Origin of the sequence: Pseudoalteromonas sp. '520P1 No. 423', assembly GCF_001269985.1 — a bacterium.
Classification (GTDB): Bacteria; Pseudomonadota; Gammaproteobacteria; order Enterobacterales; family Alteromonadaceae; genus Pseudoalteromonas.
On record NZ_BBZB01000002.1, the window covers coordinates 387,459 to 403,886 of the forward strand.

Genomic DNA, 16,428 nt, shown 5'->3' on the forward strand with positions numbered 1-16,428 from the left:
AAGATCAATTTATAAAAATATACTGGGTAGTAAAGTCATATGAATTACAGATTAAAACACATAGTGCAATCAGCTACATTTAAGGTGTCGGTGTATGCTGGGATCATCGCTGTTATTATAGGTTTGATTGCATTTACACTTAGTTGGAATTTATGGGATGTATGGGGCGGAACTTTACCTGGCTATAAAGTGTATCTATTTCCTGGCAATTTAACATTAATCTATATTTGGCATCCACTTTTTACTGAAGAAGTAAACTTTTGGCCTAAGTTGGGTTTATTGATGTTAGGGCAGTTTGGTGTTGTAGCTAGTTTGACTGCTTTGTTAATGAAAGCGATAAATAGATTACCTGAAATTTTAAAATCTCGCACTTAAATCATTAAGTTGTAGCCCAAATAATCACGTATTTTTCAAACAAAATTAGTTAGTTAGTGATTTTTAATTCTCCATGAGTTGTTGTTGATGTAAGATCTAATTTGATGAACACTTATAAGTAATATTTAGATTGCTAAACAGGTCAATATAAATGACATAGTTTGAAAGTGAACTTGCTATTATCAGTTAAAAAAGAGTAATAAAAATAATGATTAAATCGATAGTCCCGTTGTTAGTTGCAGGCATGTTTTCAAGCCCTATACTTGCAGGTAATATTTATGAAACATTTCCCGAAAATATAAATGCTTCAGAAAAGTATGTTTTTTATTCTCATGGTTACATAGTTGAAGGTACAAACCCAAAACCTATCAATACTAAATTTGGCTGGGGGGTATATGACTTTCCTGCTATTAAACAAGCTTTATTAGATGACAATTACCATCTTATTGCAGCTCATAGACCAAAAAATACTGATCCATTTAAATATGCTCAAAAGTTGAGTGTTCAAGTAAGAGAGCTGGTAAAGCAAGGTGTTGCTGCTGAAAATATTACAATAATGGGCTTTTCTAGAGGTGCCTTTATAACAGGGCTTACTTCAGACAAACTATCAGATTTAGCAATTAATACTATTATTTTAGCTGGGTGTGGTCGTTTAATATCTAATAAACATACCGACATCAAAGTATATGGTAATGTGTTATCTATTTATGAAAAAACCGATCGTTCTAATACCTGTTTGGCATTAAAAGAAAAAAGTGTGAATGTTAAATCATTTCGAGAAATTGAAATAAATACAGGTTTAGAACATGGAGCATTTTATCGCCCAATTTCAGACTGGATCAAGCCTGTTAAAAATTGGATAAAATCAAATAAAGATTCACTATAAAAACTACAGATAGAAATTATGTTGAAGATTAAGCAAAGCAGAGCACAGTACATTTTTAATAAAGTTTATACCTGAGTTCATCGGGATTATAATCGCATTAATAGGCGTTAATGCGGTTTCTTTTTATAATCATGAGTCATTTAGTTTTGAATTTATTTATTGTGCAATTTTTGGACGTTTACTTAGACAAATCAAAATTAAAAATAAATCAGGGGCAAGCATTGTTTTTGATTACTATACTTTCTCACCTAAACAGCGACAAATGCTATTTTCGCGTTTAGCCTCAGTTAAAACCTAACAGCTATTATCTTTGCATTTAGATTAATTTAAAGCACACCATATATTATCAAAGTGACATTACTGTAATTGTAGAATAATAGAATAAAGTGTTGTTTTTAGACAACACTTCTGGCACATTACCCACCTTGGATTAAATATATTAAATCAATAAAAAACAATGAATTAAATCCATTTAAATATATTTTTCACTACTGGCATTACCTTTGCAAAACCAAAGTGAAATTAAATAAAAATAGGAATTTAAAAAATGGAAAAGCGCACTTTGGCTTTAAAATACTTAGTCGGAATATCTTTATTACTTGCAATATCCTCTAACAGCGAACAGGCACAAGCTAATGAAGCAGAGTCGCCAAAGTTAATTATTGATGATATTAAATGTACTGGAAATAACACAACTGATTGTGATTTTATTACAAAAAAGTACTATCAAAATGTAGGCGATGTATTAAATCCAGATGAAATTGAAGACGCTAAATTACGACTTGGCACTTTGATTCAGTTTAAAAGTACTCGTATTCATTTAGAAAAAGGCAGTCAGCGCGGTTATGTGGTGGTGGTTTTTGATATAACAGAAGCTAGCAATATTCAATATGATGTGGGTTATCGTTATGAAAAAAAGAAGGACAGGAACAAACATGGGAGCTGTGCTTATTATTCTATTAAAAGAGTAGTCAATTGCTTTAGTGGCAACACAATAAATGATACCGCTGGTCATATTTGGACTGGAAAAATTACTGATTTTAACTTTTTAGGGCAAGGTAAAGAGCTATCGTTTTCAATTGAAAAAAGCTATTTGAATAGAAAAAATAGCATAACTACAGATAGTCAAATAAAATTTTGGGCTTTAACTCAATATCCAGAACTTGACTTCACTTCTAGAGATATTACGCAGTTTGATGATGAAAATAATAACTATAAACTAGCGTATTACGACCCTCACTTATTTGGTTCTGCTAGGTATTACTTTAGAACAAGTATCGGAAAAATAAATAATTTTACAGATTTCAAATTACAAAGAGATTATTTTGATGGCAGTATGGAGAGGGGAAATGGCTCTTCAAAATATCTCTCCGAAAATATTGATATGTCACTGGGTAGACGTTTTGCAAGTCATTCTTTTGTTAGCTTTAATATTGAATATAACTCAAATGCCAGACCTCAAAATTCATATACCCTAGATTATGGTTGGAATAGTGAAGATGATTTGTTATTTCCTACTCGCGGTAGCGCTTTTTTAAGTAAGATTAACTATAACTCACATTCAAAAAGCTTAGGTATGTCTTATAAAGAAAACTTTAGTTTAGCGACCAATTTAGTGCTTTCTTTAGGCATAGATACTAGCATTGAACAGTTTGAATATGCACCAAGTTCAGACTATTTAAAAAGTGGCGAATTATTTGCGCGTTTTACCAATATTACGCAAGTAGATAAAACCAGTGGTGTTTATTCAGGTTGGCATACATCAGTACATTATGGTGAAAGAAAATGGAATAATGGTTTTACTGGAACTACCAATTACGCTTTTAATGCAGGTTATACTTATCAAACTCAAACTATGATTTACCGTTTATCTTTAGGTTATGTTCACCAAGAGGAAAACTAGGTATGTCGAATATATTTATTTCTATTTGGCTACCAGTATTGGGTTGGTTGACATTGTTTTCATCAAATGTATTAGCTATTGACCTTCAGCCAAGAATAAAAAATCAAGCAATGCATCTTAGTGTTAATAATATTCAATATCCACAGAATATTATTGAACGTGATATTAATAGTGGTTTGCCAAATAATATAAGCTTAATCATATCGTTAACGCGAAATGGACAGCAGCGTTTTTTGACTTCGGTTAATTACCAAATTACTTATGATTTATGGGATGAAATTTATAATGTGAATATAAGTCATGCTGATGGTGTACAAAAAAAATCTTTTGAAAATAGCACTTTATTAGTTGATTTTATAGACAATTTAACTTTTACAAGTGCCAATATCTTAAAAGAGATTGATTCTACTGAGGTGCATCAATTAAAAGCTATGGTATTGGTAAACCCGGTAAAAACCGAGCGTATAAAAAAGATAAGAGCCTGGATAGCAACAAGCCAAGGCTATACTTATGAACCAGACAGTGATGAGAATAATATACTTGTCACTTCTAATAATACGCCGCTGATGTCTATTGGCCAAGTAACGGTTAAAAAAGGAAAAAGGGTACTTAAAAGAAAGGCTGGTTTAGCTGATGCGTCAATAGGTAGGCCAAGGTTTCAAAAGTTATTTGATCAGATTTTAGATCAGTATATGGATCCTGATGCAATTCCAGCCCTTTGGCGAAGTGAACAAGTAAGCTTAGATATCACACAGCAGAGTTTGATAAATGAAAAATAGGCGCATCAATCTCTATTTAATAGGCTCTATTTTGGCTTTGTCTATACTGCCGTTATTGGCTTCTTATGTTTTACTAGATGAGGTACTGCAAAGTGCCACATCTATGATAACGAAACCGCAAACCCAAACGATATTGCAAAATTATCGTGATGATTTGAAGTTACTTAAAACATTGGATCCCGATAACGCAGAGGTTTATAAATCTCGCTTTTTACAAACATCTGATGAATTAATTGTTTATGAGAAACCGGGCTTATTACAGCAAGTTTTAAGAGATACCTATCTCACATATTATTTAGTTCTGTTTGTATTGGTTTTAATAGTGTCATTAGTTGCAGCGGTTTGGCTTAGCCAAAACGTTGCACGTTCATATAAAACACTGTTAAGCAGTGATTTAAAAAAGGCAGAAAAACTACAATCGTTAAGTCATTTTAATGAGTGGCAAACTATCGCAGGTAAGTTAGCTCATGAAATTAATAACCCGCTGACACCAATAGAAATGATGGTGAGTAATTTGAGTCGAGTTTATTTGAATGCTGATCCTAAGTCTTTTAAAGAGAATTTAAACGAAACGACCTCAGTTGTGAGCGAAGAAGTTTATAAATTAAAAGAGATGGTAAGCCATTTTAGTCAATTTGCTAAACTACCTGAGCCAGTGTTAAAAGAGGCTAATATCGCAGAATATTGTGAGCGGTTTATTACGCAACATCAAAATGGTTGGCCTGTGGTTAAATTCAGGGTTTTAACCGAAAATGATGTGAAAAACATTAATGTTAAAATGGACCATTTATTAATTAATCAGTGTTTAATTAATATTATTAATAATGCAGTTCAAGCTAATCCAACCAAAGACACACTTCAAATATCTATGAGCTTAAAGCGCGAAAATAGCGCTGAAATATCTATGGTGTTATTTAATGATGGTGTAAAAATTGATAATGAAACTCAAAAACATATCTTTAAAATGCATTATAGCAGCAAAAAAAGCGCTGAGAATATGGGGTTAGGCTTAGCTATAGTGAAAAAAATACTACTAAGTCATAATGGTGACATTATATGTTTACCATTAGATAAAGGTGCTGCTTTTAAAATAAATCTACCGATAAGTGAAAGATTAAATGACTGATAAACATATAATTGTTATTGATGATGAAGTTAATATTTGTAGAAGTATTAAAGCGTGTTTGTTGCCTGAAGGTTATATAGTTTCAGACTTTTGTGATGCACAATTGGCACTAAAAAGTATGCAAACACATGATTATGATATGGCAATTATAGACATACGTTTAGGTCAGCAATGTGGCATTGAATTATTTAAACAAATGCGCAGTGAAAACCTTGTTATGCCAGTCATATTTATCTCAGGTAATGCCTCTTTAAATGAAGCAGCACAAACATTAAAGCTGGGGGCTTTTGATTTTTTAGAAAAGCCTTTTAATGCTGATAAGCTAAGTATTACAGTAAAAAATTGCGTTGATTTTTCTCTTTTAAAAAATAGAGTTAAATCATTAGAGCAAGCTCAACAAGATGAACAGTTGCTCGGCGAACATTCATCTATGAAGCAATTGAGAAAAAGTATTAATAAAGTAGCCCAAACAGATGCTGCAATTTTAATCTCTGGAGAAAGTGGTACAGGGAAGGAATTGATTGCACAAAGTATTCATCAACAAAGCCGTAGAGCAAGTAAAGATTTAGTAAAAGTAAATTGCTCAGCAATACCTGAAAATTTAATCGAGAGTGCTTTATTCGGTCATGTTAAAGGGGCTTTTACAGGTGCTGAACAGCATAAAAAAGGTTACTTTGAAATGGCTCATAAGGGGACCTTATTCTTAGATGAAATTGGTGATATGCCGTTAGCTTCTCAAGCAAGTTTATTAAGAGTGTTAGAAAGCAAAGAAATTCAAAAAGTAGGCTCAGATAAAATTACAAAAGTTGATGTTAGATTATTAGCTGCGAGCCATAAAGACTTAAAGCTCAAGGTGCAACAGGGCGAGTTTAGAGAAGATTTGTTTTATCGGATTAATGTGATACCAATACAGTCTCCTTCATTACGTGAGCGCCAATCAGATATTCCATTACTCGTTAATCACTTTATTGGCTATTTAAGTAAACGAAATGGATTTGCCAATAAGTCTATAGATCCAAAATGTTATTCAATTTTAAGTCAATATTCTTGGCCAGGTAATGTAAGAGAATTACTTAATACGATTGAGCGAATGTTGATCATGGGTGATGATAAACTATTGATTTCAGATATTCCTGATGAGATATCCAGCAAACCTAATACTATAAATATAATAGATGATGAACTGAGTTTAAAAGAATTTCGGCATCATACGGAGCGAGCGTTATTAATCAAAAAACTCAAACAGTATAAAGGTAATATCACTCATGTTGCAAAGTCATTAGTGATAGATCGTACTTATTTATATAAAAAATTGACTCAATATAATATTAAAAGAAATCAGAACTTTGATTAAATATTTATGCCGGTTATTATTAAAGGTAGTGATACTAGCCTTTTCATTTTTCATTAAAGAAGCCACAAGTTAAGTTTGTGGCTTTAGCTATTTGAAAATTAATCTGTAACTTAATTCATTACAGAGAAAGAGTACTATGAGATTCAGTTTGATAAATTATTGCTAAATACCATATTTAATCACCTCAAAGCATGCACCTAAAGTGTGGTAATCACACTTCGCTCCTGCGGTACTCTTTTCATTTGAGTACTTTTCATTGTTACGTTTTAAAACTCTAAGCCAAGCCCCAAATTGATGATCAATCATATGTTGCCAACTATACTGCCAAAGTTGATGATATTTATCTAAATAAGTTTGATCTTGAGTAACTTGATATAAGAGAGCTGCTGCTGCTATAGATTCTGCTTGAACCCAAAAATATTTATCATCATCACAATAATTATTATCGGTATCAAAGCCATATATTAGGCCACCATATTGATCATCCCAAGCAATATTGTAAGCAATATTAAACAATGTTTGGGCAGTCGACATTAACCATGGCTGTGGAGCATAACGGTTTAACTGAAGTAATAATTTTGCCCACTCAGTTTGATGCCCAGGTTGAAATCCCCATGGTCGATATAAATTTTTTGGATCGTGTTTATTATATTGCCAATCAATTTGAAAATCGGCAGTAAAGTGTTCCCAAACAAGTCCATTAGTTAAAGCTGCTTGGCGCTGGCATATGTTGGCAGCAATCAGCTGTGCCCGTTTTAAAAATTTATCATCTTGTGTTGCTTCATATGCTGATATCATCGCCTCACATATGTGCATGTTGGCATTTTGTCCTCGATACTCACTTAGGTGGTCATCTTGATATAAAGTGTCGGCGTATAAACCATACTCAGCTTGCCAAAAGCGTTGTTCTAGAAGTTGATATAATTCATCAAGCTTATCTTGAACACTAATTAAACCTACTTTTTTAGCTGCAGCGTACGCCAATAATACAAATGCGTAGCCATATGCTTGTTGCGTCATATCATCAGGTTCATTATTGTTAAGTGTCCAAGCATAAGTTCGCGTGTCGGATTGCCAATGATATTGCTCGATAAAATCTAAACCATGTTTTGCAATCTTTAAATATTCAGGCTTATCGAGTATTTCAGCACCTAGCGCATAATTGACCACGATCCGAGTGCTACTGACTAATTGCTTATAATTAGTGTCAAAAACATCGCCATTATCATAAAAATTTTGAAAATAGCCTCCTTGATCATCAATGACTCCATTATCATAAAAGGTAAATATGTCTTTGCAGTGATCGATTAAAAAATTGCGATCGTAAAAATTCATTTATTGCTCCGAAAAAATATCAATAAAGCTTTCTGATTGATTTAAAATATCTATTTTATTTGGTAGGGCTGGAAATGCGCCGAGTTTAGTAACTGTAAAAGCGCCACATAAACTTGCAAATGCAATGACATGTTCAAGATAAGTTTGGCTTTCAAGTAAATCAGACAAGTGTGCAGATTGACCCAGGGCAAATAATAAACCACCAATAAAACCATCCCCTCCTGCTGTTGTATCAATGGGATTGACTTGAGGGGGCGAGATACAACCTCGCAAGCCTTTTGTATAATATTTAATATCTTGACTGCCGTCGGTTATCAGTAATAACTCACATCTTTGAGACAAGCAGTCTGTAATGTATTGATCACATTTATCATCTGCAAGATAGTGCAATTCATCTAAAGAAAATTTTATGATATGTGACTGCATCACTAATCGATTGATCCGCGGTCGTTCAGCTTTTTTATGTTGCCATAAGTTATGTCTTAAATTGACATCAAAGCTCACAACACACTGTGCTGTTAAGGCTTTATTTACTGCAAACTCAGTGGTTTGAGCAATATCATTATCAGTCAGGGTATTACTACAAATATGAAAAATTGTTTGGGAGGTAAACCAGGCATCATTTACTTGCTCTGGGGTAACTAAAATATCTGCCGTTTGTTGACGATAAAACGAAAAACTGCGCTCAGCGCTATTATCGAGCATCACAAAAGCTAACGCTGTTTTTGCAGTTGCATGTTGCATTACAAAATCAGTATGTACTTGATACTGTTTAAGTGCATCAATTAAAAATGTACCAAAAGGATCATTACCAACTTGGCCTGCAAAAAAAGCATTACCACCAAGCTTTGCGACAGCAACCGCTGCATTTGCTGGCGCACCACCTGGATATTGGCGATAATTATTTAGTTGAAGTAAATCCTCATTTTGCTCACTCGTATTAAGGAAGTCTATAATTGCCTCTCCAAAACAAACAATAGGTTTCATTACTTAATACCTTCAGATGCCGTTCTATTAATAGCCATTTTTGTTGTAGCATAAGATGGTGGTCGATTAATTAATGCGCGCCCCCAATTAAAGTTAGGCTCTGTTGATAGCGAAAAATCGAGTTCGACCTTTTGATTGATGTAATCATCGTTAATCCAACTTTTATTAGTCGGGACACCATTGATTTTCAATTTTGAAATAAATCGATTCGCTTGTGAGGTTGAAGGTGCATTAATTGTTAAATTACCAATTTTAGCGTGTTCAAATATAGGACTCGATAATACTAAGTCTGCCTTACCTGGCGTTAAAGGATATAAGCCTAGTGCAGAGAAAACATACCAAGAGGACATTTGGCCTAAATCATCCTGTCCAGGGATCCCCTTTTTGGTGTTATTCCAAAGTAAATCAATTGTTGCACGCACAGTGTCTTGTGTTTTATGGGCATTGCCAGTAAATAAATACATCCAGGGTGTTGCTATCGAAGGTTGGTTTGATACATCAGCATAAATGGCTTCATCTCTAAACAAGACCCAGCTACCATCAGGTTTATGAAAGTGATTGTCTAAGCGTGCTGTCATGATGTCATCGCCACCAAGTAAATGATTTAAACCTGCGCCATCAAATGGCACCATCCATAAATATTGTGCAGGACTTCCTTCTACAAATAAGTGAGGATTATTTGCATCAAACTTCTCTTTAAAGGTACCATCATTGTTACGGCCTTGAATATAGCCTTGTTCTGTCGTGGCAGATGGATTAAATAGGTTTTTCCAATATCCCGATCGTTCAAGCAAACTCATCGCATCTTCAGTTTTATTCAAACGCTGAGCTAATTGTGAGAGTGCAAAATCAGCAGAAGCTTGTTCTAAAGTTTCTGATGCGCCTTCCCAACTATTTGATTGTTCTGAAATATATTTAATATCTAACCACTGATCTAAAGAAGGGTGTTGACCACGGCAAAAAACAGGACAACCTATATCACTTAAATCTAACGAAGTTGGCGTGTTAGCTGCAGTAATTAAAGATGCATACGACCCCTCTATATCAAATTCAGTGGCACCAAAAGCCACAAAATTTGCAATAGCGATGCTTGAAGGATCTCCATTCATCACCCCAGTAGGACCAGAGTTATGTGTCCATCTATCCCATACGCCATTATATTGCTGTGCTTGGTTATACAGGGATTGGGCAATATCGCTAGCCCGTTTGGGATTAAGTAAAGTTACTAGCTGAAGCTGTGAGCGGTATACATCCCAACCTGAGAAGTTAGCATATTGGGCTTCTTGATTTTTATCAATTTGATGTACTTTTTGATCGAAACCTAAGTACTCGCCGTTGACGTCACTAAAAATATTAGGGTGAAATTGTGAATGAAATAGGGCAGTATAAAATGTTGTTAATTTTTCGATGTTATCTGATGCAATTTTGACTTTACCTAGTGCATTATTCCATATGTTGTATCCATTTTTTCGTATTGTTGAAAAAGTACTTCCTTTGGGCTGTTCTTGAGCTAAATTTTTTCTTGCATTGGCTAAGCTAGTATAAGAAATACCTACTTTCATCGTGGCAATTTGTTGTTTAGATAAATCTAAATCAACCCAAACTCCAGATCCTTTGCCTAGTTTAGGTATACCTTTATCGCCATAACCTGTACCCCCTTGGCTTGAAATTGTGTTGTGCTTAACTGTTTCATTTTGCCAACTACCCGAGTCTGAGATAGGGACATCTAACTGAGCTACAAAATGTAAGGTATAGTAATCTCTTCGATTATATTCGCCTAAATAACCACAAAAGTTACCACTTGTAACTGAGCCTGTGATCTCTCCTGTTTTAGGGTTTATTTGAGTTTTGGCGTCACCACTGCCTAATTGCGAAGCTGCAGTTTTAAAAATAAGCTTAGCGTTTTTAGGGTTATCAAAACTAAATTTGGCAATTCCCGTTCTGTGAGTTGTACTTAATTCAACATTGACACCATTATCCATTTTAACTTGATAATAACCAGGAATAGCGGTTTCATCATCATGGGTAAAGCCTGCACTGTAATATGCATCAAGCATATCTTTATCAGGAGAATGAGTAATGTCTTTTGTAAAAGGTAAAACTGGGATATCACCTGAGGCACCTAAGCAACCTGTGCCTGATATACGGGTAAATGAAAAGCCTTTTATCCTACTAGCGTCATAATTGTAGCCGCCAGGCGATACAGGGACACGGCTCCGATCTGTGATAACCCGCTTTTTTATGCCTTCACTTTCATCTAGCAAGTCATGGGTGTACGCATGTTCAGGGCCAAAATTAAACATGCCATGAGGCAGCACAGCACCAGGTACGACATTTGAAGCTTGACGATGATTATATACACCTTGCGTGCCAATAAATGGGTCGACAAAATCGACAGGGTTAGTTACCCAACTTGAACTTTGTGAATCAACGTTTTTAACTTGAGGTGCAGTATTGCGCATTTGACTGTCAGAACAAGCAGCCAAAGTCATTGTACTGGCAAAAGCGAATAATTTTACATGTGTTATTTTTGACATGAAATTCCTTTGCCCAGTTAACACTGGGGAGTTAATAGTTTATCAATTATTTATTGAAGGTAGATAACCTCAAACGGAATTTACCCTCTGTTTATATAGTGAATCTAACATCACAAACACAACTTTGACTCCATTTAGAGTATCTTTATGGGGGAGTATGTTGGGATTGATTTTGTGGGCATTGTAAAAAGCTTCACCACTTTTATTAATGAAAAGCGCTATCCATAGCGGACTATTGTGTTCAACAACGGTTCGGTTAGTCAGTGTTGGAGGTAATAACCCTAAAATAATAACCGTTTTTAAAGCATGAACTTTTTTATGTGGCTTGCAATACATTAAAAGAGAGTGCTGTTTCATATTATGCAAATTCCACTTTTGTAATATTAGTTATTTACTGTGGAACGTTCCAATTTGTATCAATATACAGCGTGCTTCGTTATAATTCAATCAATTTTAGTTTATGCCATACCATTTTTAGCTAGGAAACTGTGTTAATGAGTGAAAAATCAACCTCAAAAAGTGTCACTGTATTTGATGTAGCCAGAGAGGCTGGCGTATCTAAATCGACAGTTTCTTTAGTGCTTACTCAAAGTGAAAAGGTAAGCGATAAAGCTAAATTAAAAGTAGAAAAAGCAATTGAAAAAACAGGTTATGTGTATAACCGAGATGCTGCATCATTGCGGAGTCGTCGCTCTAATTTAGTCGCTATTGTCATTAATGATTTAACAAATCCATATTCAGCACAGCTTGCTGTGGGTTTAGAAGAACAAATTCGTAAAATGGGTATGTTTTCTATGCTAGTAAATAGTGGCGAAAATGTAGAAACGCAACAACAGCTTGTCAGAAACTTAAAAGAATATAATGTGGCAGCTTTTATTATATGTCCTGCTCCGGGAACAACTGCTGATTGGACTAATAAATTAGTGGAACAAGGATTCCCAGTTGTTAATATCATGCGTGAAATATCGGGTGCTAAAGTCGCTACGGTTTTACCTGATAACTTTTCAGGCACTAAATTATCAACAGAGCACTTATTGGGTAAAGGCTATCGTAAAATCGCATTTATTGGCGGTTTAGAGTCAATTTCGGATTATCATCAGAGATTGTCTGGATTTACAGAAGCAATGCTTTTGGCTGATGTCGAATTCTCTAAAAAAGTATGTATTCAATCTGAAACTAATCGTAATGGTGGCCGTAAAGCGATGGGTGAATTACTTGAAGTAGAGCCAAATATTGAAGCTGTTGTCTGCTTTAATGACGTAATTGCTTATGGTGCTATAGAGCATATGCGCTCAATTGGTAAAAATCCAAAGAAAGATATCGCTATTGTGGGGTTTGATGATTTAGAAGATTCTAAATTAATGTCTCCTGCATTGTCTACTGTGCATGTTGACGCAACCAAAATAGGTATTGCAGTGTGTCATATCTTAAGTAATATCAAAGACAGTAACCGAAATAAAGTCTTAGTTAATGTTGATTTTATTGAACGAGAAACAAGCTAAACACTCTATAGTAATTAGTCAAAAGTATTTTAGGCTATTTTAATTTTTACCAATTAATAAATCAGACTTATATAGGTATGTGTATTCATGCCTAGTTAAACCGCGTTTTATTTTAATTACATGTTTAACTCAAAACCTCTCCTTATTACCGCTAATTGATCATGTTAAAAACTTACCAAGTTAAATAACCTAATAAATGTTTAGGGGGAGTGAATATTTTTATTACCCAACTAAGCTAAAAAATATTTTATTTAGAAGAGCTTATTAAGCCAAGCTTAGATAAAAAATTTTGTATTACCAGTTGTTTCTATTACGGTTCTAAATGTGTTTGAAAAAAAGTTGTTACATTTTAGTCTAATATTTTTTACATGAATTACTTTTGGAACGTTCCATTTCATGGTTTAATAATTGAGCAGTTTAATGATGAGCTGCCATTGACAATAATAAATGATGTTCGATCGATATTTAGTTTAACTGTAATGATTTGTTTGTCATTAATCTCATCAACTAACGAGGTGAGATATAACGACGAACAGGATCAACTTAGAACATATAGTTAATAACAAGCTATTTTGGTTAAATTAAAATTGGAACGTTCCTATTTTTGATTAAGGGATAATCTATGAGTAATTATATTTTTAAAAAGTGTAGTTTGGCCATTGCGGTGTGTAGTGCTGTTACTGCTATCGATATTAATGCAACCCAGATAGACCAGACAGCCGAAACGTATGAGAAGATAGTTGTGACAGGTTCTCGTATACCACGCGCTAATTTAGTATCAGCTTCTGCAGTGACAGTAATTGATAAAAAAACAATAGAAGCCAGTCCGTATCGAAATATTGGTGATATTTTGCAAACCATGGTGGTATCACAACCTTCTGCTAACTCGCTGACTGCAAATGGCAGTGGTGTAACACGTTTTGATTTAAGAGGCATAGGTACTCAAAGAACACTTGTGTTAATTAATGGTCGTAGGCTACCTGCTGGTGGTTCGGGGGCTGATTCTGCCGTTGATTTAAGTGCTATTCCAACTGTGATTATCGATCAAGTAGAGATCTTAATGGATGGGGCTTCAGCAATTTATGGCTCTGATGCGATTGCAGGTGTTGTTAACATTATTACCAAAAAGGACTATGAAGGTTTTGAAGTTAGTGCTTCATATGGCGATAATTTAAATGGCGATGGCGCTAAAACTAATATTGAGTTTGTTGCAGGTATTAGTGGTGATAAAGGCAATGTAACGTTTGCAGGTAGTTATACTAAAGATGAAGCGATTTATTCAAGCCAAGTTGACTTTTCAAAATCGGTTGTCCGATTAGAAGATGATGGCTCAGTAACTCCTTGGGGTAGCTATTGGCTACCTTGGACTGCAGTAACAGATCCTGAAACAGGCAAGCGGTTAACCCAAGGCCCTGAATATGGTGAATTTCATGAGTTCTCTAATACTGATAGGTATAATTATCATGAACAATCTTATCTACAGCAGCCCACAGAAAAATACACTATGTCTACTATAGGGGTATATGAGTTCGGTGAATTACTTGGTTCTGAAGATGTAAAGCTTGATTTTGAAGTAATGTACTCGCATCGAAATAATAACTCGAACTCTGCCGCTCAGCCGCTTATTCCTTGGATTGGTGGTTATGATGATATTCCCATCTCTAAAGATAATTATTACAACCAACAATTTGGTCCTAAAGATAGCAATGGTCAAGCTTTTGATATTTTTAAGTGGTCAAAGCGTATGAATGATTTTGGCCCACGTGAAAGTACTTTCTCAAATAACCAATATCGATTTGTATTAGCGCTTAGTGGCGATTTTAATGAAACTTGGTCCTGGGGAACAGCATTTAATTTTGGTCGTTTTGAAAGCCAAGAAAAACGAGGTGGTGTATTTAATTGGGCCCGCGTAAGAGAAGCTGTGGGGCCCACTCATACTAATGCCGAAGGGGAATTGAGATGTGGTTCAGGGCCTGATGATATTAAGTTTATTCAATCAACTTGTATCCCTTTAAATGTATTTGTTGGACCAAACGAACAAGCAGATCCTAGAGCCATGGCTTATGTATCGGGTGATTGGGACAATCTCAGGTTTGGCTTTACATCGGTACAAACTCTGACATTTGATGTAACTGGAACTTTAATGGAGTTGCCTGCAGGCGACCTTAGTATTGCGACTGGTTTGTCTTATATGGAACAAAAAGGGCGTATGCAAACTGACAGTAATGCGGTTCATGCAATGACAACTGATGGCAATGGTCGTCCAACAGGCGGTAAGTATCATGTCGAAGAAGTGTATGTTGAACTTAATATACCAGTATTATCAGAGCATGATTTTGCGAAATCATTAGAATTAAACGTAGCAAGTCGTTATTCAAATTATAGTACTGGTGCTGGTAATACAACTAATTCAAAAGCGTCATTAGTTTGGGCTGTTAATGATGATTTAACTTTGAGAACGACGGCTAGCCAAGCATTTAGGGCTGCAAATATCCAAGAACTGTTTGCGGGGCAACTACCTTCATTTGCAAGTGGTATTGATCCTTGTAAAACCCAAGGCGATGAGCCGTTACGGGCGCTTGATCCTGTTAAAGATTCAGGCTGTATTGCGACAGGTGCACCAGCTGCAGGATTTAGAGATGGCTTAGATTCAATAAGAATTAATGCAGGTGGTAACCCTAATTTAGATCCAGAAACTGCCACCATTAAAACAGTTGGTTTTGCTTTAACACCCACTGCATTTGAAAACTTCTCAATCAGTGCTGATTATTACGACATTAAGTTAGAAGACACCATTTCAACTTTTTCACCTGTCAGAAAAATAGAGTTATGTAATGAAACTGGGGCATTTTGTGATGATATAAATCGTTATAAATCAGGACCTTTACAAGGGGTGCTATTAGGTGTTGATAACTACAACGAAAACTTAAATGCATCACACTATCGCGGTATTGATACAGAGGCAAATTATCAATTTGAGATTGATAATATCGGTAGCTTTACTACTCAGTTAAGTTGGCATCATGGTTTAAAACATGAAGTGAGTATTTTTGATGGTGGCGTAACAGACTATATTGGTACACATACATCTTCAGGTGGCCATCAACCGAAGAATAAGTTCAATTTCAGCCTTAATTGGCAAAAAGAAGCTTTATCGGCGGGTTGGGTCACATATGTTATTGGTGAATCAACTACTCCAGGCAGAGCAGAGGACTATCAATATAAAATTGATAGTTGGAGTTATTCAAACCTTAATGTGAATTATCGTCCTAAAGATAATATTGCCTATTCAGTGGGTATCAATAATGTATTTGATCAAGCGCCTAGAAGAACCATGCTAACAGCTGGTAATACTAATTCTTCTGGTGCTTATAGTGCAGTATTTTTAGGTAGCAGTTTTTTCTTAAGGGCTAAATATAGCTTTTAATTCTTGGTCTTTCCTCTGGTACCTACTCATGCTGTAGTTTAGTTTAAGTAGGTATTTTTATAGGAGTTAAAATTAATTATTACTATTGATATGTCGTTTTTTTCTGTTTGGACTTATGCTCATGACAATATTTTAAGTGTGGCTTTATGGCTGCTTCTGTGACATTGCGGTCATAAGCTCTAGGTCAAAAGGCAAAACCTGACCCCAGATTTTTCAC

At 35.0% G+C, this 16,428-nt stretch carries 11 protein-coding genes; 8 read left to right on the plus strand and 3 right to left on the minus strand.

All coding sequences use genetic code 11. The features are described from left to right. The first annotated feature begins 39 nt into the window (after window positions 1–39). The 6 genes from PSA_RS20395 (at window position 40) to PSA_RS20420 (ending at window position 6,423) form a co-directional block, all read left to right on the plus strand. Window positions 40–375, plus strand: coding sequence for a hypothetical protein (locus tag PSA_RS20395; protein ID WP_127924075.1), 336 nt, complete (start codon window positions 40–42; stop codon window positions 373–375). 208 nt (window positions 376–583) lie between these two features. Beyond that, window positions 584–1,261, plus strand: coding sequence for a hypothetical protein (locus PSA_RS20400; RefSeq protein WP_052379883.1), 678 nt, complete (start codon window positions 584–586; stop codon window positions 1,259–1,261). A gap of 547 nt (window positions 1,262–1,808) precedes the next feature. Continuing rightward, complete coding sequence (locus PSA_RS20405) at window positions 1,809–3,164, plus strand: hypothetical protein (RefSeq protein WP_042143834.1); 1,356 nt, start codon at window positions 1,809–1,811, stop codon at window positions 3,162–3,164. Window positions 3,165–3,166: 2 nt separating this feature from the next. Further along, window positions 3,167–3,943: a hypothetical protein gene (locus PSA_RS20410; protein WP_042143832.1), complete on the plus strand. Its 777-nt coding sequence runs from the start codon at window positions 3,167–3,169 to the stop codon at window positions 3,941–3,943. Further along, window positions 3,933–5,069 (plus strand): PAS domain-containing sensor histidine kinase, encoded by a 1,137-nt coding sequence (locus PSA_RS20415; protein ID WP_042143830.1) that lies wholly within the window; start codon window positions 3,933–3,935, stop codon window positions 5,067–5,069. Before PSA_RS20410 ends, PSA_RS20415 begins: the two co-directional genes overlap by 11 nt. Beyond that, on the plus strand, window positions 5,062–6,423 hold the full coding sequence (locus PSA_RS20420; protein WP_042143828.1) for a sigma-54 dependent transcriptional regulator: 1,362 nt from the start codon (window positions 5,062–5,064) through the stop codon (window positions 6,421–6,423). Before PSA_RS20415 ends, PSA_RS20420 begins: the two co-directional genes overlap by 8 nt. A 162-nt stretch (window positions 6,424–6,585) precedes the next feature. On the opposite strand, the gene PSA_RS20425 is transcribed toward PSA_RS20420, so the two are convergent. From PSA_RS20425 to PSA_RS20435, 3 genes are read right to left on the minus strand one after another with little or no spacing between them, the layout of a single operon-like run. Beyond that, window positions 6,586–7,758, minus strand: a complete 1,173-nt coding sequence (locus PSA_RS20425) for an AGE family epimerase/isomerase (protein WP_042143826.1) — start codon at window positions 7,756–7,758, stop codon at window positions 6,586–6,588. After that, window positions 7,759–8,745 carry a carbohydrate kinase gene (locus PSA_RS20430; protein ID WP_042143824.1) on the minus strand — a complete coding sequence of 329 codons (987 nt, stop codon included), beginning with the start codon at window positions 8,743–8,745 and terminating at the stop codon, window positions 7,759–7,761. Beyond that, window positions 8,745–11,282, minus strand: a complete 2,538-nt coding sequence (locus PSA_RS20435) for a GH92 family glycosyl hydrolase (RefSeq protein ID WP_052379882.1) — start codon at window positions 11,280–11,282, stop codon at window positions 8,745–8,747. The genes PSA_RS20430 and PSA_RS20435 overlap by 1 nt, the downstream gene beginning before the upstream one ends. 494 nt (window positions 11,283–11,776) lie before the next feature. Between PSA_RS20435 and PSA_RS20445 the strand changes: the two genes are divergently transcribed. Next, window positions 11,777–12,784, plus strand: a complete 1,008-nt coding sequence (locus PSA_RS20445) for a LacI family DNA-binding transcriptional regulator (RefSeq protein WP_042143815.1) — start codon at window positions 11,777–11,779, stop codon at window positions 12,782–12,784. A gap of 622 nt (window positions 12,785–13,406) precedes the next feature. Then, a complete protein-coding gene (locus PSA_RS20450; RefSeq protein WP_042143814.1) occupies window positions 13,407–16,211 on the plus strand; it encodes a TonB-dependent receptor domain-containing protein in 2,805 nt (934 codons plus the stop codon). Window positions 16,212–16,428: the final 217 nt, after the last annotated feature.